The sequence below is a fragment of the Streptomyces sp. col6 genome (genome assembly GCF_008042035.1).
Lineage (GTDB): Bacteria > Actinomycetota > Actinomycetes > Streptomycetales > Streptomycetaceae > Streptomyces.
In genome coordinates, this window is the sequence record NZ_RDBL01000029.1 from 836,238 (window position 1) to 860,996 (window position 24,759).

At 73.5% G+C, this 24,759-nt stretch carries 5 protein-coding genes and 1 pseudogene; 2 read left to right on the plus strand and 4 right to left on the minus strand.

What is annotated here, in order from left to right:
• The first annotated feature begins 198 nt into the window (after positions 1-198).
• Positions 199-465 (plus strand): hypothetical protein, encoded by a 267-nt coding sequence (locus EAO73_RS33160; RefSeq protein ID WP_147975162.1) that lies wholly within the window; start codon positions 199-201, stop codon positions 463-465.
• Complete coding sequence (locus EAO73_RS33165; protein ID WP_147975163.1) at positions 462-908, plus strand: hypothetical protein; 447 nt, start codon at positions 462-464, stop codon at positions 906-908. The genes EAO73_RS33160 and EAO73_RS33165 overlap by 4 nt, the downstream gene beginning before the upstream one ends.
• Positions 909-918: 10 nt before the next feature.
• Here EAO73_RS33165 and EAO73_RS33170 read toward each other — a convergent pair whose 3' ends face one another.
• The 4 genes and pseudogenes from EAO73_RS33170 to EAO73_RS33185 form a co-directional block, all read right to left on the minus strand.
• On the minus strand, positions 919-2,514 hold the full coding sequence (locus EAO73_RS33170; RefSeq protein ID WP_147975164.1) for an AMP-binding protein: 1,596 nt from the start codon (positions 2,512-2,514) through the stop codon (positions 919-921).
• Positions 2,515-2,557: 43 nt separating this feature from the next.
• Entirely contained in the window at positions 2,558-18,943 is a 16,386-nt protein-coding gene (locus EAO73_RS33175; RefSeq protein WP_191134331.1) for a type I polyketide synthase, read from the minus strand.
• Between the two features lie 110 nt (positions 18,944-19,053).
• Positions 19,054-19,683: a phosphopantetheine-binding protein gene (locus EAO73_RS36970; protein WP_224756550.1), complete on the minus strand. Its 630-nt coding sequence runs from the start codon at positions 19,681-19,683 to the stop codon at positions 19,054-19,056.
• Positions 19,684-19,777: 94 nt separating this feature from the next.
• A pseudogene (locus EAO73_RS33185) lies at positions 19,778-24,573 on the minus strand (beta-ketoacyl synthase N-terminal-like domain-containing protein); the annotation flags it as partial.
• Positions 24,574-24,759 lie beyond the last annotated feature (186 nt).

A 24,759-nucleotide genomic window follows, 5' to 3' on the forward strand; every position in this document is an offset into this window, starting at 1 on the left:
GGAGACGGTCCAATGCTGGGGGGACGGGACGTACGTATCAGTGAACGGAAGTACTGGCGCGTAGGGGCCCCGCGCGCAAGGGAACAGGGGTGCAGTCAGGGCCCCGAATAGGGGTGGGGGACGCTTGCGACCGGGTAGCGAAGTGAAGCGCGCGTAGGTCCGAGGTCGCAGAACGCGACACCGTGGCATACTTGAAGTATGGCAACCAGGAAGATCACCATCACCGTCCCGGAAGAGCTGGTGGAGTCGATCAGAGAGCGGGTCGACTCCCGAGGCGTATCCGCCTATATCGCTGCCGCTGCCGCCCACCAGGACGCGATGGACCGGCTGCGCGATCTCGCGGACCGGCTTGAGGAAGAGCACGGTGCTGTGACAGCCGGCGAGCAGCAGGCCGCACTGGATCGCATCGCCGCGATCGATGCCTGGCACGACGAACATCGACCGGCCTCGGACGAAGCAGCATGAGCCGAGCCGTCCGGCCGAAGTCACTCCCGGCACGGCAGCGCGTCTTCGTGTTCGACTCCGAGGCGCTCTCCAAGGCGATCCGGGGAGACCGGGAGTTGACGGCGCTGCTCAAGGCGGCCCCCGGCCTCGACATCCCGGTCATCACCTCGGCCCTCACCACCCTGGAGGCCTGGGACCCGCGCGAGGGGTCCAGGCAGGCGCTGTGGAACTGGGCTCTGTCCCGGATCCGCGTCGTCCACACGGACGACCAGGTGATCATCATGGCTCGCGACATGCTGAGGGAAGCCGGCCTGCACGGCCACAAGTACGCCGTCGACGCCGTTCTGGCGGCGGTGGCCGGGCGGGAGGCCGCACGGGGTGCCCAGGCCACCGTCTTCACCTCCGACACCGACGACATGCGTCAGCTTCTCGCCGGTCACTCCGTGCGGATCGAGCAGGTGTGAGGGAAGGCCCCTACCCCTCCCCCGCCACCAACGCCGCCAGCGCGCGCCTGTCCGTCTTGCCGTTCGGGGTGAGCGGGAGCGACGGGGTCAGGGAGACCTTGCGGGGGACCATGTAGTCGGGGAGGGTCTTCTTGCAGAAGGCGCTCAGGGCGACCGGCTGGGCGTCGAAGTCGCGGCCCGGGACGACGTACGCGTACAGCTCCGGGTCCTCGCCGGGGCGCGGGCGGACCACGACCGCCGCCGCCTCCACGCCCGGGAACTCCAGGAGCCGGCGCTCGATCTCGCCCAGTTCGACGCGGTTGCCGCGCATCTTGACCTGGAGGTCGGAGCGGCCGACGAAGTACAGCTCGCCGCTCTCGCCCCGGTACGCCAGGTCGCTGGACTTGTAGACGAGCTGGCCCGAACGGGGGTTGAGGGGGTCCGGGACAAGGACGGAGCGGGTGGCCTCCGGGTCGTCCCAGTAGCCGGTGAAGAGGGACGGGCCGCGCAGGTGGATCTCGCCCACCTCGCCCGGCTCGTCGACCGGGCGGCCCTCCTCGTCGAGCAGCAGCATCTCCGCGCCCGGGTAGGCGAAGCCGATGGAGAGCTTGTCGATGGCGTCGGGGAGCGGGTTCGGCACATCGGTGAGGGAGAACGCCATCGCCTCGGTCGGACCGAAGCAGTTCACCACCCGGACCTGGCCCAGCAGCGTTTGCAGTTGACGCAGTTCGGGAAGCGGGAACGCCTCGCCGGAGAACAGCACCCCGCGGATCTGCCCGGACAGCGCCGCGAGGCCGGCCGCCTCATGGCGCAGTACCGGGCGCCAGATGGACGGCACGCCGTCGACCTGCGTGGCCCCCGTGTCCGCGAGGAAGCGCAGGAACCTGCGCGGCCAGTGCATGAGTTCGCGCGGTACGGGAATGAGCTGCGCGCCCGACCCCAGGGCGAGGCCGATGTCGAGCAGGGCGAAGTCGAACTGGAGCGGGGACGTCGTCGCCAGCCGGTCCTGCGGCGTGACGATGGAGTGCCGCAGCATGCCCCGGTAGAAGGAGAGCACCCCGCGGTGGCTCATCACGACGCCCTTGGGGCGTCCGGTGGTGCCCGAGGTGAAGATCATGTACGCGGCGTCGGTGGTGACGGCCTCGCGGCGGTGACGGGTTCGTGCCACCGGGACGCGCTCCACGGTCACCCCGTCCGGGCCGAAGCGGGCCGTGCCGACGGTCGACGGGATGCCCTCGCGGGCGCCCTTCAGCGTCTGGAGGTGCAGCGCCGGTTCCGCCGTGTCGATGATCGTACGGAGGCGCGGGTCGGGGACGTCGGGGCTCACCGGGATGAAGGTGAGCCCGAGCATCGAGCAGGCCAGCAGCGCGGCCACGGCGGCGGCCGAGTTGTCGGACTCCAGGACGACCCGGTCCCCGATGTCGAGGCCGAGGGAGTCCAGGGTGACCGCGTAGTCATGGGCTCTGCGTTCCAGTTGGCGGTAGCTGAGGACCCGGTGCGAACCGTCCTCCGCCGCCTCCCAGGCCGCCGGGCTGTCCGGCGCGGTGCGGGCCGCGGCCAGCATGAATTCGTGGATGCGCTCGGCCGGCGCGCCGACCGCCGCCGGGTGCTCCGTGCTCAGGCTCATCGGCCCGCCTCCTGCGCTCGTCCGGGTATGGGGTGGTCAACAGTCACGAGGAGATCCGCTCCTTCAGGTCCTTCAGCCAGCCGTCGATGACGGGGGCCGTCGTGTCGACGTGCTGCTCGACGATGGTGAAATGCGTGCCGGGCACGGTCGCCACGGTCTCGGCGCCCTGCCAGTCGGCCTGCCAGCCGCCCTCGCCGACACCGGCCCGCTCGCCCGCCTCGAAGAGGTCACCGGCCCGGACGAACAGCACCGGCGCCTCGATGTCCGCCTGCGTGAACTGCGGCAGCAGCTCCACGTACCGGCCCATCGCGGAGAGTTCGGCGCTGCTGAACGAGCCGAGGGTGGCCGCCTTGTCGGGGACGGCGGACGCCATCTGGTCGAAGATCGCGTCGTTCGCCGCGCCCATGTAGTACGTGTCCAGCAGGACGAGCCCGGCCGGCCGCACCCCGTGCACCCGCTCCAGACGGGCGACGGTGGCGTGGGCGAGGAGCCCGCCGGAGGAGAAGCCGAGCAGGACGAACGGCTCTCCCTCCGCCGTACGCAGCACGGCTTCGGCGAGGACGTCGACGGCCGCGTCGAACGACTCCGGCAGCGACTCGCCCCGGGCGAATCCGGGGGTCGGGATTCCGGACACCGGCACGGACAGCCTGGCCGCGAGCCGCGCGTGCTGGTGCACACCGCCCGCCACCGTCGGGGTGCTGAGGCAGATCAGCCGGGGCACCGGGACCTCGGCCTTGGCCCGAGCCCCGTACGAGACCGCCTCGGGGAGTACGTCCAGGTCGGCCGCCGTGGCGAACGAGGGCCGCAGGGCCGCCACCGAACGCAGCATCGCCAGGCCGGGCTTGATGTTCCCGGCCATGATCGCGTCCAGGAACAGCCCGTACAGGGTGTCGTCGACCGGGCTCGCGGCCTCCGGGGCGGGCGTGGCACCCGGCCCCGCCTCTCCCCCCTCGGCTGCCAGCCGGCCGGCGACGAGCCGGGCCAGCTCCAGCGGGTTCCTGCTGTCGAAGACCACCATGGCCGGCAGCGCGAGCCCGGAGGCCGCGCCCAGCCGGTTACGGAGTTCGACGGCGGTCAGCGAGTCGAAACCGGCCTCCAGGAAGCCCGCTTCGGCGTCCACCGCACCGGCGTCCGCATGCCCCAGCACCTCGGCGGCATGGTTCAGCACCTCGTCCAGCACCGCCTTGAGCCGGGCCGCCTCGTCGAGCCCGCGCACCTTCTGCCCGAGCCCGCCGGCCTCGCGGACGACGGCCGCCGCTCCCGCGCGCCGCCGTCCGGCGGGCGCGAGTGCCCGCAGCAGCGCGGGCACCTCGTCGGTGCGGGCGCGCAGCGCGGCCAGGTCGACGCGGAGCGGGACGAGCGCCGGGGCGTCGGCGGCGACCGCCGCGTCGAACAGCCACAGGCCCTCCTCCTCGGTCAGCGCCGGGGTCCCGGTGCGCCGCATCCGCTGGAGGTCCGCCTCACCGAGCCACTGGCTGAGCCCGGTCTCGGTGGCCCAGAGCCCGAACGCCATGGAGGTCGCGGCCAGTCCCTGGGAGCGGCGGTGGGCGGCGAGCGCGTCCAGGAAGACGTTGGCCGCCGCGTAGTTGCCCTGGCCGGCGGCCATGACGAGCCCGCCCGCCGAGGAGAACAGCGCGAACACGGACAGGTCTAGGTGGGCGGTCAGTTCGTGCAGATGCCAGGCGGCGTCCGCCTTGGCCCGCAGGACGTGGTCCACCTGCTCCGGGGTGAGCGCCCCGACGAGCCCGTTGTGGGCGACACCGGCCGCGTGGACGACACCGCGCAGTGGGTGGTCCGGGCCGATGCCCGCGATCAGCGCGGCGACGGCCGCCCGGTCGGAGACGTCGCACGCGGCGATCTCCACCTCGGCGCCGAGCGCGGTCAGTTCGTCGCAGAGCCCGGCCGCGTTGGGCGCGCCGAGGCCGCGCCGCCCGGCGAGCACCAGGTGGCGTACGCCGTGCTCGGTCACCAGGTGGCGGGCGACGATCGCGCCGAGGCCACCGGTTCCGCCGGTGATCAGGACGGTCCCCTCGGTGTCCCAGGGGGCCTCGCCGCCGGGCGCCGAGGAACGGGCGAGCCGGGGCGCGAGCACCTTGTCGCGGCGCACGGCCAGCTCGGGTTCGTCCGTGGCGAGGGCCGCGGCGAGCGCCCGGGGCGAGGGCTCGCCCTCCTCCAGGTCGAGGAGGACGAACCTGCCCGGGTTCTCCGCCTGCGCCGCCCGCACCAGGCCCCAGACGGGCGCCTGCCGCACGTCGACCGGGTCGCCGTCCGCGACGGCCGCCGCGGCCCGGGTCACCAGCACCAGACGCGACCGTGCGAACCGCGGCTCGGCGAGCCACTGCTGTACGGCGGCCAGGGCCCCGTCCACGGCGGTACGCGTCCCGGCCGGGATCTCGTGCTCGGTGCCGGCGCCGTCCGCGTCGGCGAGGACGGGCAGCAGCACCACCTCCGGTACGGCGTCGCCGAACGCGTCGAGCCCCGCGACCACGGGCACCCCGGCGACCACCAGACCAGTCCCGGCGACCGCCCAGTCACCGCGCGGCCCGCCGGAAGCGCCGGCCGGCTGCCAGTCGACGGAGAGCAGCGCCTCCCGGAACCCGCCGCCGCCCAGCTGGCGCGCGGCCACCGGCCGCAGTTGCAGCGCCTCCACCGAGGCCACGGGCGCCCCGGCCGGGTCGCTCAGGTCGAGCCGTACCGCGTTGCGCACGCCCTCGACCGGCGCGAGCCGGACCCGTACGGCGGTCGCGGACGCGGCGTGCAGGGTGACCCCGGTCCAGGAGAAGGGAAGCAGTGCCTGTCCCCCGTCCTCCTCGGCGCCGAGCCCGCCGAAGCCGAGCGCGTGCATGGAGGCGTCGAGCAGGGCCGGGTGCAGGCCGAAGCGTCCGGCGTCCGGGTGCGCCTGCTCGGGCAGCGTGATCTCCGCGTACAGCGCGTCGCCGTGCCGCCAGGCCGCCGTCAGGCCCTGGAACACCGGCCCGTACCCGAACCCGCGCTCCTGAAGCCCGTCGTACAGACCGTCGGCGTCCAGCTCCTCCGCGCCGACGGGCGGCCATGCGGTGAGGCCGGAGGCGGGCGCGTTCCCCGTTCCGGGGGCGAGCACACCTTCGGCGTGCCGGGTCCACGGCTCGTCCGGGTGATTCTCGGGCCGCGAGTAGACGCGGACCGTACGCCGGGCCTGTGCGTCGGGCTCACCGACGACGACCTGGAGCGAGACCCCGCCGCGCTCCGGGAGCACCAGCGGCGCGTACAGCGTCAGCTCGTCCAGCAGCCCGCAGCCGACGTGGTCGGCGGCCTGGAGGGCGAGTTCCACGAATCCGGTGCCGGGAAGCAGGATGCTGCCGTGCACCGCGTGGTCGGCGACCCAGGGCTGGGTGTCCAGCGAGACGCGGGCGGTGAGCGTCACGGCCTCGGAGTCGGGCGACGCCACGACGGCCGCGAGCAGCGGGTGGTCGAACGCGTCCTGCCCGACGGCGACCGCGTCCGTGGCCGGCTTGGCCGCGTCCACCCAGTAGCGGGTGCGCTGGAAGGGGTACGTGGGCAGCTCGACGGTCCGCGCCCCCGTACCTGCGTGGAACGCCTCCCAGTCGACCCGCGCCCCGTCCGCGTACAGCCGCCCCAGGGCCGTGACCAGGGCCTCGGGCTCGGAACGGTTCCTGCGTACGGACGGTACGAGCACGGCCGCGCCGCCCTCGCCCCGGTCCAGGACCTGCTGGGCGAGGCCGGTCAGGATGCCGTCGGGGCCGATCTCCAGGAACCGGGTGACGCCCTGCGCCTCCAGTGCCTCTACGGCGGCCACGAAGCGGACGGGTTCACGGACCTGGCCGACCCAGTACTCCGGGGTCTGCCAGTCGGTGGACGGGGCGCCAGTGACGGTGGAGACGACCGGGACGCTGGGCTCGTGGAACGTCAACTGCGCGGTCACCGCACGGAAGTCGTCGAGCATCGGCTCCATGAGGGAGGAGTGGAAGGCGTGCGAGACGGGAAGGCGGCTGGTCTTCCGGCCGAGCGCGGCGAAGTGCTCGCCGATCGCCAGCGCCTCGGACTCGACACCCGAGACGACGATCGCCTGCGGACCGTTGACGGCCGCGATGCCCACCCCGCCCGTGAGGAGGGGAAGCACTTCGTCCTCGGTCGCCTGGACGGCGACCATCGCGCCACCGACCGGGAGCGCCTGCATCAGACGGCCACGGCTCACGACCAGCTGCGCCGCGTCCCCGAGGGACAGCACCCCGGCAATGTGCGCGGCAGCGATCTCACCGATCGAGTGACCCGCGACCACGTCCGGTGTGACGCCCCAGGCCTCCACCAGCCGGAACAGCGCGACCTCGAAGGCGAAGAGCGCGGGCTGAGTGTACGAAGTGGCGTTGAGCGCCTCCGCGTCTTCCCCCCACACCACGTCCTGCAACCCACGATCGAGATGCGCGTCCACCTCCGCGCAGACCGCGTCAAACGCTTCCGCGAACACCGGGAACGCGTCATGCAGTTCACGGCCCATCCCCAGCCGCTGCGCACCCTGCCCCGTGAACAGGAACGCCGACTTTCCGCTCCGGCGGGCCTGGCCGCTGGCGACTGCGGGGGCGTTGCGGCCCTGTGCCAGGGCGGTCAGGCCGCGCAGCAGCTCTTCGGTGTCCGCGCCGAGGACGACGGCCCGGTGGGGGAAGGCGGTGCGGGTGGCGACCAGCGACAGGCCCAGGTCGGCCGGTGACAGCGCGGGCTCGTCCGTGAGCCGGTCCAGCAGCCGTTCGGCCTGGGCGGCCAGGGCCTGCGGGCTCTTCCCCGACAGCACCAGCGGAAACACCGGGAGTTCGCGGTCGCCGGCGGTCGCGGCCACGTGCTCCGGTGCCTCCTCCACGATCACATGCGCGTTCGTCCCGCTGATTCCGAAGGAGGAGACACCGGCGCGGCGCGGCCGGTCGGCGGGCTGCCACGCGCGGGCCTCGGTGAGCAGCGCGACGTTGCCGGCCTCCCAGTCGACCTGGTCCGAGGGAGCGTCCACGTGCAGGGTCTTCGGCAGGACGCCGTGGCGCATGGCCATGACCATCTTCATGACGCCCGCGATGCCCGAAGCGGCCTGTGTGTGGCCCATGTTGGACTTGATGGACCCGAGCCACAGGGGCTGCTCGTCCGCGCGCCCCTGCCCGTAGGTGGCGAGGAGCGCCTGCGCCTCGATCGGGTCGCCCAGGGTCGTGCCCGTGCCGTGCGCCTCGACCGCGTCGACCTCCGCCGCCGTCAGGCCCGCGTTGGCCAGGGCCTGGCGGATCACGCGCTGCTGGGACGGGCCGTTGGGGGCGGTCATCCCGTTGCTGGCGCCGTCCTGGTTGAGGGCGGAGCCACGGAGGACGGCGACGACGGGGTGGCCGTTGCGGCGCGCGTCGGACAGCCGCTCCAGGAGCAGGACACCGGCGCCCTCGCCCCAGGCGACGCCGTCCGCCGACGCGGCGAAGGACTTGGACCGGCCGTCCGGGGCGAGCCCTCGCTGCCGGCTGAACTCGATGAACATGCCCGGGGTGCCCATGACGGCGACCCCGCCGGCCAGCGCCAGCGCGCACTCACCGGAGCGCACGGCCTGGGCCGCCATGTGCAGGGCGACCAGCGAGGACGAGCACGCGGTGTCGACGGTGACGGCCGGGCCCTCCAGGCCCAGCGTGTAGGCGGTACGCCCGGAGACGAGGCTGCCGCCGGAGCTGGCGGCGGCCTCCACGCCGAGCGCGTAGTCGTGGTACATCAGGCCGGCGAAGACACCGGTCGACGAGCCCTTGAGCGTCGTCGGGTCGATCCCGGCCCGCTCGATCGCCTCCCAGGACACTTCCAGGAGCAGCCGCTGCTGCGGGTCCATCATCAGCGCCTCGTTGGGGCTGATCCCGAAGAACACCGGGTCGAACTCGGGGGCGTCGTAGAGGAAGCCCCCCTCGCGTGCGTAGGTACGGCCGGGCGTTCCGGGCTCGGGGTCGTACACCTCCGCGTCCCAGCCCCGGTCGCCCGGGAAGTAACCGATGGCGTCGACCCCGTCCGCGACGAGCCGCCACAGCTCCTCCGGAGTCGTCACCCCGCCCGGGTAGCGGCAGCCCATGCCGACGATGACCACCGGGTCGTCGTCCGCGTCGGTCCCGCCCGCCGCCGGAGCGCGGGTGGGCGCGGGAAGGGCGCGGTCCGAACCGGCCACTTCCTCGCCGATGTGGGCCGCGACGGCGTCCGCGGTCGGGTAGTCGAAGATCAGCGTCGCGGGGAGCCGGAGGCCCGTCGCCGCGCCGAGCCGGTTGCGCAGCTCGACGGCGGCGAGCGAGTCGAAGCCCAGCTCGCTGAAGGCCCGCTCCGGCTCGATCGCGTCGGCCGACGCGTGACCGAGGACCCCGGCGACGTGCGTCCGTACGAGGTCGAGAAGCGCGGCAGCGCGTGCCTCCGCGTCCAGACCCGTCAGCCGGGCGAGGAGCCCGTCACCCCCGTCCGTGGATTGCGCGGTCCTGCGCACGGGTACGCGGACGAGTCCTCGGAGCAGGGCGGGGAGTTCGGTGGCCCGGTCGCGCAGGACGTTGGTGTCGATGCGGAGGGGGACAGTGGCCGCGAGACCCGACTCCAGGGCGGCGTCGAACAGGGCCAGGCCCTCCGCCTCGGACAGCGCGGGCAGCCCCTGGGCCGCCATGCGCTCCTCGGCCAGGCCCAGCATGTCGATGCTGGTCATCCCGGTGTCGACGCCCCAGAGCCCGAAGGCCATCGAGGTCGCCGGAAGTCCCTCGGCGTGGCGTTGGGCGGCGAGCGCGTCGAGGAAGACGTTGGCCGCCGCGTAGTTGCCCTGCCCGGCCGCCAGGACGAGCCCGCCGGCCGAGGAGAACATCACGAACGCCGACAGGTCCAAGTCCCGGGTCAGCTCGTGCAGGTGCCAGGCCGCGTCCACCTTCGGCCGCAGGACGGCGCCCATCCGGTCGGGGGTCAGGGCGCCGACCACACCGTTGTCGACGACACCGGCGACATGGACGACACCGGAGAGCGGGTGCGCCGGGTCCACGGACGCAAGGGCGGCGGCCAGGGACTCCCGGTCCGCGACGTCGCAGGCCGCGACGGCGACCGAGGCGCCCAGCCCGGACAGCTCGGCGACAAGGTCACCGACGCCCGGCGTGCTCGCGCCCCGGCGTCCCACCAGCAGCAGCTGCCGGACCCCGTGCTCGGACACCAGGTGGCGGGCCACCCGCGCGCCCAGACCGCCGGTGCCGCCGGTGATCAGTACGGTCCCGTCCGCGTCCCACACGGGGACGGCGTCGGCTCCCGGCGGGGCGAGCACCAGACGCGGCACCCACACCTCGCCGTCGCGTACGACCAGTTCCGGTTCACCGAGCGCGGTCACCTGCTCCCAGGGCACGGAGCCGTCGGAGTCGACGAGCACGAAGCGCCCCGGGTTCTCCGCCTGCGCGGCCCGGACCAGCCCCCACACGGGCGCCTGGCGCACATCCACCGGTTCGCCCTCGGCCACGGCCACCGCGCCGCGCGTGGCGACCGCCAGCACCGCACCCTCGGGCCGGTCCTCCGCCAGCCACTCCTGTACGGCCTCCAGCGCCTGGTTCACCAGCCCGTGCACGGCGCCCGGCATGTCCGCGTCCAGGCCTCGCGTCCCAGCGGTGAAGACGACCGGCGCGGGCGCGTCGGACGGCGTGCGGGCGGGGGCGGTGGGCAGCTTGTGCCAGGCGATACGGAACAGGGAGTCGTTCCCGCTTGTGGCCAGCTGCTCGGTGGAGACGGGCCGGCCGACGACCGCGCCCACGGTGGCCACGGGGGCCCCGGTGGCGTCCGCGACCTGCAGGGACAGGCTCTCCGGGGTCGGCTGCGTGATCCGTACGCGGACGGCGGAGGCGCCCGCCGCGTGCAGGGACACCTCGCGCCACACGAACGGCAGGACGGTCTCGTCGCCGCCGGTGCCGTTGACGAGGGCCGCGTGCATGGCGGCGTCCAGGAGCGCCGGGTGCAGCCCGAACTTCTCGGCCTCCGGGTGCGCCTGCTCCGGCAGCGCGACCTCCGCGAACAGCACATCACCCACGCGCCAGGCGGCCTTGAGCCCCTGGAACGTCGGGCCGTACCCGAACCCGCGCTCGCGCAGACCGTCGTACGCGCCCTCCAGGGACAGTTCCTCCGCCCCGGCCGGCGGCCAGGCCGCGAGGTCGAACGCGGCGGTCTCCGTACCGGGCGCGAGTACGCCGTCGGCGTGCAGGGTCCACGGCAGGTCCGGGCGGTCCTCGGCGCGCGAGTACACGCTCACCGAACGCCGGGCGGTCGCGTCGGCGGCCCCGACGACCATCTGCACGGTCACGGCCCCGCGCTCCGGGAGGATGAGCGGCGCCTGAAGGGCCAGCTCCTCCAGGACCGCGCAGCCGACCTGGTCACCGGCGCGGATCGCCAGCTCCACGAAGCCCGTGCCCGGCAGCAGGATGCTCCCGAGGACGTCGTGGTCGACGATCCAGCCGTGCGTACCGGCCGACAGCCGCCCGGTGAACGTCACCATGTCCGTGTCCGGGGACGGCACGACCGCCCCGAGCAGCGGGTGCCCGGCATCGGTCAGCCCGGCCGTCGCCATGCTGCTGCCGCCGCCGATCCAGGAGTTGGCGAGGTACTCCTCGGTGCCGATCCAGTAGCGGGTGCACTGGAAGGCGTACGTGGGCAGCCCGACGGTCCGCGCCCCGGCACCGGCGTAGAACGCCTCCCAGCCGACCCGGACCCCGTCCACGTACAGCCGGCCCAGGCCCGCGATCAGCGACTCGGCCTCGGGCCGCTTCTTGCGGACGAGCGGGGTGAAGGCGCTGGTGACCTCGGCGGCGGATGCGGCGCCGAGGGCGGTGAGAATCGCGTCCGGGCCGACCTCGACGAAGGTGCGTGCGCCGAGCGCTTCGGCGGTGTTTACGGCGTCGGCGAACCGGACAGGGCTGCGGACCTGGTCGACCCAGTACTCGGGGGACTGCCAGTCGGTGGAGAGCTCGCCGCTGACCGTGGAGACGACCGGGATGGTCGGCTCCTTGAACGTCAACTGCGAGGTGACCGCACGGAACTCGTCGAGCATCGGGTCCATCAGCGAGGAGTGGAACGCGTGCGAGACGGAAAGACGGCTGGTCTTCCGCCCCAGCGCGGCGAAATGCTCGCCCACGGCCAGCGCCTCGGAATCGCTACCGGAAACCACCACGGACTGGGGGCCGTTGACGGCCGCGATGCCCACCCCGTCCGTGAGGAGAGGAAGCACCTCGTCCTCGGTGGCCTGTAGGGCAACCATCGCGCCACCGGCCGGAAGCGCCTGCATCAGACGACCGCGCGCAACCACAAGACGAGCGGCATCCGCGAGGGACAGCACCCCGGCGACGTGGGCAGCGGCCAGCTCACCGATCGAGTGACCGACCACCACGTCAGGTGTGACGCCCCACGCCTCCACCAGCCTGAACAGCGCGACCTCGAAGGCGAAGAGGGCGGGCTGAGTGAAGCCGGTGGCGTTCAGCGCCTCCGCGTCTTCCCCCCAGACGACCTCGCGCAACCCCGAACCGAGGTGCGCGTCTACCTCCGCACACACCGCGTCAAACGCTGCCGCGAACACCGGGAACGCCTCGTACAACTCACGGCCCATCCCCAGCCGCTGCGCACCCTGCCCCGTGAACAGAAACGCCGACTTCCCGACCGCCCGCGCGACTCCGCGCACCAGCCCCGCGTGCTCGCCACCCGCCGCAAGCGCGGCCAGCGCGGCCGTACGGTCGCCGAAGACGACGGCCCTGTGCTCGAAGGCGGGCTTCGACGTCACCAGGGAGTGGCCGATGTCCTCGGCGCGGTGGTCACCCGCCACGGTCAGCAGCTGCGAAGCCTGGCCGGCCAGCGCCTCGGCGCTCTTCGCGGACACCACCCAGGGGGTGATGGCCAGGTCATCACCGGCCTCGGTCACGACGGCCTCGGGGGCCTCCTCCACGATCACGTGGGCGTTCGTGCCGCTGATGCCGAAGGACGAGATGCCCGCGCGCCTGGGGTGTCTGGCCGGCGCCCACTCCCGGGCTTCCGTCAGCAGCTCGACGTCACCCTCGGACCAGTCGATCTGATCCGAGCGCTCCTCCGCGTGGAGGGTGGGCGGGAGGACGCCGTGGCGCATGGCCATGACCATCTTGATGATGCCCGCGACACCGGCGGCGGCCTGTGTGTGACCCATGTTCGACTTGATGGAGCCCAGCCACAGCGGCTGTCCGTCCGGCCGGTCCTGCCCATAGGTGGCGAGGAGCGCCTGCGCCTCGATCGGGTCGCCCAGCGTCGTGCCCGTGCCGTGCGCCTCGACCGCGTCGACCTCCGCCGCCGTCAGGCCCGCGTTGGCCAGGGCCTGGCGGATCACGCGCTGCTGCGAGGGGCCGTTGGGGGCGGTGAGGCCGTTGCTGGCGCCGTCCTGGTTGAGCGCCGAGCCACGGACCACGGCGAGGACCGGGTGGCCGTTGCGCCGCGCGTCGGACAGGCGCTCCAGGAGCAGCATGCCCGCGCCCTCGCCCCAGCCCGTGCCGTTGGCGCCGATACCGAAGGACTTGCAGCGGCCGTCCGGGGCGAGGCCCCGCTGCCGGCTGAACTCGACGAAGACCTCGGGCGTCGCCATGACCGCGACACCGCCGGCGAGGGCGAGTGAGCACTCACCCGACCGCAGCGCCTGCGCGGCCATGTGCAGGGAGACCAGCGACGACGAGCACGCCGTGTCGACGGTGACGGCCGGGCCCTCCAGGCCGAACACGTACGAGACGCGGCCGGAGGCGATGGCGCCCGTGCTGTTGTTGGCCGCGTAGTCGTGGTACATCATCCCGGCGTAGCACCCGGTCATGCTGCCCCGCAGGGTCTCCGGGTCGATCCCGGCCCGCTCGAAGGCCTCCCAGGCCGTCTCCAGCAGCAGGAACTGCTGCGGGTCCATGATCGCGGCCTCGTTGGGGCTGATCCCGAAGAACGCCGGGTCGAACTCGCCCGCCCCGTGCAGGAATCCGCCCTCGTTGGCGTACGTGGTGTGCGGGCGCTCGGAGGTCGGGTCGTACACCCGGTCCAGGTCCCAGCCGCGGTTCGCGGGGAAGTCGGAGACCGCGTCCACGCCGTCCGCGACGAGCCGCCACAGCTGCTCCGGGCTGCGTACCCCGCCCGGGTAGCGGCATGCCATGGAGACGATGACGATCGGGTCGTCGTCGTTCCCCGCACCGGCACCGCCCACACCTCGGGCAGGGGCCACCTCGGCGAGGGAGCCGTCGAGTTCGCTCAGCAGGTGCCGGGCGAGGGCGCGCGGGCTCGGGTAGTCGAAGGCGAGGGTGGCGGGCAGCCGGACCTCGGCGGCGGCGCTGACGGCGTTGCGGAACTCCACGGCGGTGAGCGAGTCGAAGCCCAGCTCGCTGAAGGCCCGCGTCTCGTCCACGGCGTCCGCGTCCGGGTAGCCGAGGGCCACCGCGACCTGGCTGCGCACCAGGTCGAGCAGGACGCGCTCCTGCTCCTCCCGGCCGAGCCCGGCCAGTCGGCCGCGCAGCGCCCCGGCCGCCTCCGGCGCGGAACCGGCGGTGCGCCGGGCCCGTACGCGGACCAGCTTCCGGAAGAGCGGCGGCAGCGCCTCACCGGCCTCGGCGAGGGTGCGCACGTCGAGCCGGATCGGCAGGACGAGGGGCGCGTCCACGGTCAGCGCGCGGTCGAACAGGTCGAGGCCGTACGCGGCGGTGAGGGCGCCGATGCCGGTGCGGCTCATGCGCTGGAGGTCGGCGTCGGTCAGGGTGCCGGACATCCCGCTCGCCCACAGGCCCCACGCGAGGGAGCGGGCGGGCAGCCCGTGGGCCGTGCGGTGGGTGGCGAGGGCGTCGAGCAGGGCGTTGGCGGCGCCGTAGTTGCCCTGACCGGGGACGCCCAGGACGCCGGTGGCGGAGGAGAACAGGACGAACGCCGACAGGTCCGCGTCCCGGGTCAGCTCGTGCAGGTGGAGCGCCGCGTCGGCCTTGGCGCGCAGGACGGTGTCCAGGCTCTCCGGGGTCAGCGAGGCGATGAGCGTGTCGTCCAGGACACCGGCGAGGTGCACCACACCGGTGAGCGGCACCCCGTCGAGCGCGGCGGCCAGGGCGTCCCGGTCCGCCACATCGCAGGCGGTGACGGTGATCTCGGCGCCGAGCGCGCGCAGCTCCGCAAACAGCTCCGTCGCACCGGGGGCGTCCGCGCCGCGCCGGGAGACCAGCAGCAGGCTGCGGACGCCGTGGGTCTCGACGAGCTGCCGGGCCACCAGGCTGCCGAGCGCGCCGGTGGCGCCGGTGACCAGGACCGTGCCGGTGCCGAAGTCGGGGCGGACGCGCGTCTCGGGGTCGTCCGTGAGGCGGGCGAGGCGGGCGCCGTACACGGTCGTGCCGCGTACGAGGGCCTGGGACTCGCCGGTGGCCAGTGCGGCGGCTGCCTGTGCGTCGTCCGCGAGGTCGTCCAGGTCCGCGAGGACGACCCGCCCGGGGTGCTCGGCCTGTGCGGAGCGCACGAGCCCCCAGACGGCGGCCCCGGCCAGGTCGGTGACGTCCTCCCCCGGCCGGGCCACGGCACCGCTGGTCGCGACGAGCAGACGGGAGCCTGTGAAGCGCTCGGCCGAAAGCCAGTGCTGGAGTGCGGCAAGGATCTCGGTGGTGGCGGCCCGGACGGCTGCCGGGTCCGCACCGCTGTGCCGGGACCGCAGGACGACGCTCTCGGGCACGGGCCCGTCGGCGCTCAGCTCTGTCCAGTCGACGGGAGCCGAAACCTGTTCGCCCGCCGGGAGTTCGGCCCAGTCCAGGCCGAACAGGGACTCGTGCGCGACCGTGCGTGCGGCGGCGAGCTGTTCGGCGGAGACCTCGCGCAGGACGAGCGAGTCGACGGACAGCACGGGCCGGCCGGTCTCGTCGGCGACGGACAGGGCGACGGCACCCGCGCCGTCCGGGGCGATCCGGACCCGCAGCCGCGCGGCCCCGGAGGCGTGGAGGCGTACGCCGGTCCAGACGAAGGGCAGTACCGGACCGGTCGCCTCCGCGAACAGGTCGGTGAACACGGAGCCGTGCAGCGAGGCGTCGAGCAGCGCCGGGTGCAGCCCGAACTTCCCGGCGTCCGCACGCGCCGTCTCCGGCAGCGCGACCTCGGCGCAGATCTCGGTCCCGGAGCGCCAGGCGGCCGTCAGCCCCCGGAAGGCGGGCCCGTAGGCGAGTCCGGCCTCGGCCAGGGACGCGTACACGCCCTCCGTGTCGATGGCCTCGGCACCGGCGGGCGGCCAGGCGGCGAGGTCGAAGGGGGCCGGGTCCGTGGTGGTGGCCGCCAGGACCCCGGCCGCGTGGAGCGTCCAGGGCTGGTCGGGCTGGTCGTCGCGGCGCGAGTGCACGCTGAACGGCCGCCGCCCGGACGCGTCCGACGCGCCGACCTCGACCTGGAGCGCGACCGCACCGCGTGCGGGCAGCACCAGGGGGGCCTGGAGCATCAGCTCGTCGAGCGTCTCGCAGCCGACCTGGTCGCCGGCCCGGACGGCCAGTTCGACGAAGCCGGTTCCGGGGAAGACCACGGAGTCCCCGACGACGTGGTCGGCGAGCCAGGGCTGCGCGGACACCGAGACCCTGCCGGTGAGCACGACACCGCCGGAGTCCGCGAGCGAGACGACCGCCCCGAGCAGCGGGTGCCCGGCCACGGCGAGCCCGGCGGCGGAGAGGTCGCCGGGGGCGTTGGTGCCTTCCACCCAGTAACGGGTGCGCTGGAAGGCGTACGTGGGCAGCTCGGCCTTCCGCGTACCGGTACCGGCGTAGAACGCCTCCCAGTTCACGGCGAGGCCGGTGGTGAACAGCCGCGCCAGGCCCGCGACCAGGGCCTCGGAATCGCCGCGGTCCTTGCGTATCAGCGGGACGCAGGTGGTGTTCTCGTCGGCGGCGGATGCGGTCCCGAGCGCGGTGAGGATCGCGTCCGGGCCGATCTCCACGAACGTACGGGCTCCGAAGGCTTCGGCGGCGTTCACGGCATCGGCGAACCGGACAGGGCGGCGGACCTGGTCCACCCAGTACTCCGGGGACTGCCAGCCGGAGGCGGACGCGGCGCCGGTGACGGTGGAGACCACCGGGATGCCCGGCTCGCTGAACGTCAACTCCGAGGTGACCGAGCGGAACTCGTCGAGCATCGGGTCCATCAACGAGGAGTGGAACGCGTGCGAGACGGAAAGACGGCTGGTCTTCCGCCCCAGCGCGGCGAAATGCTCGCCCACCGCCAGCACCTCGGACTCCACACCTGAAACGACGACGGACTGCGGCCCGTTGACCGCCGCGATACCGACGCCCTCGGTCAGCAGGGGCAGCACCTCGTCCTCGGTCGCCTGAACGGCGACCATCGCACCGCCGGCCGGCAGCGCCTGCATCATCCGGCCACGGGCAACAACGAGACGAGCGGCATCCGCGAGGGACAACACCCCGGCAATGTGCGCGGCAGCCAGCTCACCGATCGAGTGACCCACCACCACATCAGGCGTGACGCCCCACGCCTCCACGAGCCGGAACAGCGCCACCTCGAACGCGAAGAGAGCGGGCTGGGTGAGAGCGGTCGCATTCAGCGCCTCCGCGTCTTCCCCCCACACCACCTCGCGCAACCCACGACCGAGATGCGCGTCCACCTCCGCGCACACCGCGTCAAACGCCTCCGCGAACACCGGGAACGCCTCATACAGCTCACGGCCCATCCCCAACCGCTGCGCACCCTGCCCCGTGAAGAGAAACGCTGTCTTCCCCTTCGCGGCGACGCCACGCACCACGGAAGGGTGGTTCTCCCCCTCGGCCACCGCCGCGAGCCCGGTCAGGGCCGCCTCGCGGGTCTCCGCGAGCACCACCGCGCGGTGGTCGAGCGCCGCGCGGGCCGTCGCCAGGGAGTACGTGAGGTCGGCGCCGCTCGTCTCCGAGTCCGCCGTGACATGGGCGTGGATGCGGCCCGCCTGTGCGGCCAGAGCCGTCGCATCGCGGCCGGAGAGCAGCCAGGGCAGCACCACCGGCAGGGGCGTGGCGGGGGCCTCGTCGGTCGGCGCTTCTGCTGCCTCATCGGCCTCCGCCGGTTCCGCCGCCGGCGCCTCCTCCAGGATCACGTGCGCATTCGTCCCGCTCACGCCGAAGGCCGAGACACCGGCCCGGCGCGGACGGTCCTCGGCACGCTCCCAGGTCCGGGTCTCGGTCAGCAGCCGGACCCGGCCCGCCGACCAGTCGACGTGGCTCGACGGCTCGTCGACGTGGAGGGTCTTCGGGAGCACGCCGTGGCGCAGCGCCTCGACCATCTTGATGATGGAGCCGACACCGGCGGCGGCCTGTGCGTGGCCCATGTTGGACTTGATGGACCCCAGCCACAGCGGCCGGTCCTCGTCGCGTCCCTGCCCGTAGGTGGCGAGCAGCGCCTGCGCCTCGATCGGGTCGCCGAGCGTCGTCCCGGTGCCGTGGCCCTCGACGGCGTCCACATGGGTCGCGGAGAGCTTGGCGTTGGCGAGGGCCTGGCGGATGACCCGCTGCTGGGCGCGGCCGTTGGGGGCGGTGAGGCCGTTGCTGGCGCCGTCCTGGTTGACCGCGCTGCCGCGTACGACGGCGAGCACGGGGTGTCCGTTGCGGCGGGCGTCCGCGAGGCGTTCGAGGACGAGCATGCCGGCGCCCTCGGACCAGCCGGTGCCGTCCGCCGCCTCCGCGAACGCCTTGCAGCGGCCGTCCGGGGCGAGCCCGTGCTGACGGCTGAACGCGATGAACGGCGACGGGGTCGACATCACCATGACACCGCCGGCCAGGGCGAGCGTGCACTCGCGCCGGCGCAGCGCGGTCGCCGCCAGGTGGAGGGAGACCAGCGACGAGGAGCAGGCGGTGTCGACGGTGACGGCGGGCCCTTCGAGGCCCAGGGTGTAGGAGATCCGGCCGGAGATCACGGCGGCCGCGTTGCCGGTCGTCATGTACGCCTCGGCGACCTCGCCCGCCGCGCCGACGATGTACTCGTAGTCCTGGATGCCGGAGCCCGCGAACACGCCGACGGGCTTGCCCCGCAGGGCCGTCGGGTCGATCCCCGCCCGCTCGATCGCCTCCCAGGACACCTCCAGGAGCAGCCGCTGCTGGGGGTCCATGGTCAGGGCCTCGTTGGGGCTGATCCCGAAGAAGCCGGCGTCGAAGTCGGCGACGTCGTGGACGAACCCGCCCTCGTTCACGTAACTGCTGCCGGACGCGGTGTCGCCCTCGTCGCCCCGCAGCGCGTCGAGGTCCCAGCCCCGGTCGGCGGGGAAGGTGGAGACGGCGTCGCGGCCCTCGGCGACGAGCCGCCACAGCTCCTCGGGGGAGGAGACCCCGCCCGGGTAGCGGCAGCTCATCGCCACGATGGCGATGGGCTCGTGGTCCTGGTTCTCGGCTTCCTGAAGCCTGCGCCGCGTCTGGTGCAGATCCGCCGTGACCCGCTTGAGGTAGTCGAGAAGCCGTGCGTCGTCATTGGACATGTTGGGTCCCACCGAGTCCTTGTTCATGCCGGTTCATGCCGAGAGGTCGAGTCGGGTCGCAGGTGCGGGGCGGGGCCCGGTGCCGTCGCCGGCACCGGGCGCGCGGTCGGTCAGGTGAGGCCGAGTTCGTTGTCGATGAAGGCGAAGACGTCGTCGGCGGACGCGGCTTCCAGCTGGTCGCCGACCTTCTGGCCGCGGTCGCCGTTCTGCGCGTCGAGCGTCCCGGTCAGCCGGGTCAGCAGGGACTGGAGCCGGGCCGTGATCCTGGTGGCCTCGATGTCCTCGGCGGCGAGCGCCGAAGCGGCCTCCTCCAGGCGGTCGAGCTGCGCCAGTACGGGGAGTTCGCCGAGGCTTTCGTCCTGGCAGAGCTCCGACCACAGATGGCCGGCCAGCGCACCGGGGCTCGGGTGGTCGTAGATCATGCTGGTGGGCAGCGGGCGCCCGGTCGCGGCGACGAGCTTCGTACGCAGATCGACGGCGGCGACCGAGTCGAACCCGAGGTCCGTGAACCCCCGGTCCGCCCCGACCTCGGCCGGGTCGTCGTACCCGAGCAGCGCCGCGACATGCGTACGGACAAGGTCCAGCAGCACGGACCGCTGCTCCGGTTCGGCGAGACCGGCCAGCCGGTCCGCGAGGCCGGAGTCCCCGGCTCCGCCGTCTGCGCCACCGTCCGTGCTGAGCGCGGCCCGCGCGTCGGGCAGGGCGTCCAGAAGGGGGCGGGGGCGGGACGCGCTCAGCACGGACGGGGTTCGGACTGAGCGGCACGAATGTGCACGTGATCGTGGAGGAGGCGCCGGCCGCGGTGGTTTCCGCCTCCGCCGCACCCGCCTCGGCGGAGGCGGAAACCACCGCGGCCGGCGCCTCCTCCACGATCACGTGCACATTCGTGCCGCTCAGTCCGAACGACGACACCCCGGCCCGCTTGGCGCGGCCGAGGTCCGGCCAGGCGACCGGCTCGGTCAGCAGCCGTACGCTGCCCGCGCTCCAGTCCACGTTGTGGCTCGGCTCGTCCACGTGCAGGGTGCGCGGCAGGACGCCCGCCTTCATCGCCTGCACCATCTTGATCACGCCACCGACACCGGCGGCGGCCTGCGCATGGCCGATGTTCGACTTGAACGACCCCAGCCACAGCGGCCGGTCGGCGGGCCGCTCGCGCCCGTAGGCGGCGATGAGGGCCTGCGCCTCGATCGGGTCACCGAGGGTCGTGCCGGTGCCGTGCGCCTCGACGGCGTCCACATCGGCGGGGGCGAGGCCGCCGGAGGCCAGGGCCTGCTGGATGACGCGCTGCTGCGAGGGGCCGTTCGGCGCGGTCAGCCCGTTGGACGCGCCGTCGGAGTTCATCGCCGAACCCCGGATGACGGCGAGGACGGGGTGGCCGTTGCGGCGGGCGTCGGAAAGCCGCTCGACGAGGAGCATGCCCGCGCCCTCGGACCAGGTGGTGCCGTCGGCCGCAGCGGCGAAGGACTTGCAGCGGCCGTCGGGGGCGAGGCCCCGGTCCTGGCTGAAGCCGACGAAGGAGTCGGGGCTCGCCATGACGGTGACACCGCCCGCGAGCGCGAGTGCGCATTCCCCGCTGCGCACCGACTGAACCGCGAGATGGAGGGCGACGAGGGAGGAGGAGCAGGCCGTGTCGACGGTGACTGCGGGGCCTTCGAGGCCGAGGGTGTAGGCGACGCGCCCGGAGGCGACGCTCGCCAGGCCGCCGGTACCGCCGCCGCCCGGGTAGTCGTGGTAGACGACCCCGGCGAACACACCGGTACGGCTGCCCTTCAGCGAGGTCGGGTCGATTCCGGCACGCTCGATGGCCTCCCAGGACACTTCCAGCAGCAGCCGCTGCTGCGGATCGGTGTCCTTCGCCTCACGCGGGCTGATCTTGAAGAAGTCCGCGTCGAACTCCCCCGCGTCGTGCAGGAAGCCGCCCTCCCGGCAGTACGTCCTGCCGGGCGTCGACGGCTCGGGGTCGTACAGCGCGTCCATGTCCCAGCCACGGCCGTCCGGGAACAGCGACACGGCGTCCCGGCCCGCGTCCACCAGCTGCCACAGGTCCTCGGGCGAGGTGATGCCGCCGGGGAAGCGGCAGCCCATCGCCACGATCGCGACCGGTTCGCTGCCCCGCGCCTCGGCCTCCGACAACTGGCGTCGGGTGCGCTGGAGTTCGGCGGTGGCGCGCTTGAGATAGTCCCGGAGCTTGTCGTCGTTGCTCATCGAACCTCAACCAATCTGCAGCTGATCGCTGGCTAGGAGATGCCGAATTCGCTGTCGAGCACGTCGAACAGCTCCTCGTCGGTGACCGTTTCGAAGTCGGGCCCCTCGCCGACCGGTGCCGGGTCGCCCTGGGCGTCGCGCCACCGCCGCACGATGGCTTCGAGGCGGGCGGTGATCGCGTCCGCGCGGGCGCCGACCGTCTCCGCGTCCGCGCCGGTGACGGGGAACCCGCCGAGCACGTCCTCGATCCGGTCCAGCTCGGCCAGCACCGCGGCGGCCGGGTCGCCGCCCCCCGCACCGGACTCGGAGTCCAGGCGCTCCGCCAGGAAGGCGACGACGGCACGCGGGGTCGGGTAGTCGAAGATCAGCGTGGCGGGCAGGTCGCAGCCGGACGCGGCGGTCAGCCGCTTGCGCAGCTCCACGGCGGCCAGCGAGTCGAAGCCCATGTCGCGGAAGGCGAGATCGGTCTCGACGACGCCCACGGACGCGTGCCCGAGCACGGCCGCCACATGCGTACGCACCAGCGCCAGCAGGACTCGCCCGGCCTCGGCCGCCCCGAGCCCGTCCAGCTCCGCCCGCAGCCCCGCAGCGGCCCGCTGCGACTCCTCCACGGTGGGCACGTCGTGCGCCGTGTGCGGGACGGTGGCACCGGTGGAACCGCTGCCTTCCACCCAGAAACGGGTGCGCTGGAAGGCGTACGTGGGCAGCTCGACGGTCCGTGCCCCACTGCCGGCGAAGTACGCCCGCCAGTCGACCCGGACGCCCTGCGCGTACAGCCGCCCGGCCGCTCCGGCCAGGGACTCCGCCTCGGGGCGGTTCCTGCGCAGGAGCGGGACGAGCGCGGTGTCCTCGTCGGTCACGGAGGCCGCGCCGAGAGCGGTGAGCACCGCGTCGGGCCCGACCTCCACGAACGTACGGGCTCCGAGCGCTTCGGCGGCGTTCACTGCATCGGCGAAGCGGACAGGGCGGCGGACCTGGTCGACCCAGTACTCCGGGGTCTGCCAGTCGGTGGACGGGGCGCCGGTGACGGTGGAGACGACCGGGATACGGGGCTCCGCGTACGTCACCTTCTCGGCTACGGCGCGGAAGTCGATCAGCATCGGCTCCATGAGGGCGGAATGGAACGCGTGCGAGACGGGAAGGCGGCTGGTCTTCCGGCCGAGCGCGGCGAAGTGCTCGCCCACGGCGAGAGCGGCGATCTCGGTCCCGGAGACCACGACCGCCTGCGGCCCGTTGACAGCAGCGATGCCCACCCCGTCCGTGAGGAGAGGAAGCACCTCGTCCTCGGTGGCCTGTACGGCGACCATCGCACCGCCGGCCGGCAGCGCCTGCATGAGGCGGCCACGGGCAACAACGAGACGAGCGGCATCCGCGAGGGACAACACCCCGGCAATGTGCGCAGCGGCCAGCTCACCGATCGAGTGACCCACCACCACATCAGGCGTGACGCCCCACGCCTCCACGAGCCGGAACAGCGCCACCTCGAACGCGAAGAGAGCGGGCTGGGTGAGAGCGGTCGCATTCAGTGCCTCCGCGTCTTCCCCCCACATGACCGCGCGCAACGACGCACCGAGGTGCGCGTCCACCTCCGCGCACACCGCGTCAAACGCCTCGGCGAACACCGGGAACGCCTCATACAGTTCACGGCCCATCCCCAGCCGCTGCGCGCCCTGCCCCGTGAACAGAAACGCCGTCTTGCCCGCCCGGCGGGCCCGGCCGACGACCACCGCCGGGTGTTCGTTCCCCGCCGCGAGCGCGGCCAGCGCGTCCGTGCGGTCGGTGGCTGTCTGTCCGAGGACCACCGCCCGGTGGGTGAAGGCGGTCCGTGTGGTGGCCAGGGAGAGCCCGATGTCCGCCGCATCGGTCTCGGGCTCTCCCAGGGCCTGTTCCCGCAGGCGGGCGGCCTGAGCACTGAGGGCCTGCTCGGACTTCGCCGTCACCACCCAAGGAACCACGGGGAGCGCGGCCCGCACGGCCGTCTCCCCCGTCTCTTCCGGCGCCTCCTCGACGATCACATGGGCGTTCGTCCCACTGATCCCGAACGAGGACACCCCGGCCCGCCGCACCGCACCGCCTGGCACCCAGGGCCGCGGCTCGGCCAGCAGCTCGACCGCGCCCTCCGTCCAGTCCACCTGGTCCGAAGGCGTTTCGGCGTACAGGGACTTGGGAAGCACGCCGTGGCGCAGGGCCATGACCATCTTGATGATCCCCGCGACACCCGCCGCCGCCTGGCTGTGCCCCATGTTGGACTTGATGGACCCCAGCCACAGGGGCCGGCCCTCCGGCCGGTCCTGCCCGTAGGTCTCCAGGAGCGCCTGCGCCTCGATCGGGTCGCCGAGGGTCGTGCCGGTGCCGTGCGCCTCGACCGCGTCGACCTCCGCCGCCGTCAGGCCCGCGTCGGACAGGGCCTGGCGGATCACGCGCTGCTGGGCGGGCCCGTTGGGGGCGGTGAGGCCGTTGCTCGCACCGTCCTGGTTGAGCGCCGACCCACGCACCACCGCGAGCACCGGATGACCGTTGCGCCGGGCGTCCGACAGCCGCTCCAGGACCAGGACACCGGCGCCCTCGGAACAGGCGACACCGTCGGCGGATGCGGAGAAGGACTTCGAACGGCCGTCGGACGCCAGGCCCTGCTGCGTGCTGAAGTACACGAACATGTCCGGGGTCGACATGACCGTCACCCCGCCGGCGAGGGCGAGCGAGCACTCACCCGCCCGCAGCGCCTGCGCCGCCAGGTGCAGCGCCACCAACGAAGAGGAGCAGGCCGTGTCCACGCTGACCGCAGGCCCTTCGAGCCCCAGCGTGTAGGCGACCCGGCCGGACACCACGCTGCCCGCCGTGGTGCTCCCGGGCTCCGCGCCGAGCGCGTAGTCGTGATACATCACCCCGGCGAAGACACCGGTCGGCGAGCCCTTGAGCGTCGTCGGGTCGATCCCGGCCCGCTCGATCGCCTCCCAGGCGACCTCCAGCAGCAGCCGCTGCTGCGGATCGGTCACCAGGGCCTCGTTGGGGCTGATCCCGAAGAACACCGGGTCGAAGTCCGGTGCGTCGTAGAGGAAGCCGCCCTCGCGCGCGTACGTCTTGCCGGGCTTACCCGGCTCGGGGTCGTACACGCCCTCGTCCCAGCCGCGGTCCGCGGGAAACTCCCCGATCGCGTCCACGCCGTCCGCGACCAGCTGCCACAGGGCCTCGGGGCTCGTGGCGCCACCCGGGTAGCGGCAGCCCATGCCGACGACGACCACCGGGTCGTCGTGGTGCGCGCCGTGTCCGGACGGGCCCGCCTCTTCGAGACGGCGCTCGGCGTCCGCCAGCCGGCGGCGCACCTCGCGCAGGTCGGTCGTGGCCCGCTTCAGGTATTCGAGAAGTCGCTCTTCGTTGCTCACAGAGACCCGCTCCCTCTGGCTCGACGATCCGTGGCGACTCACTCACGCGGCGTCCAACGTTGATCGGATTCGAACGCTACTGACGGCTTCGAGGGGCGGCCTACCCTTAACCCACCCCTGCCGCGGGCCCCTGTCCGGCGGGGCGGGAACGCGCGAAAGCCGGGGTGCGTGACGGCTGCCGTACAGCTGTCACGCACCCCGGCCGGGGCCCGTACCGCCTGGTGAGGC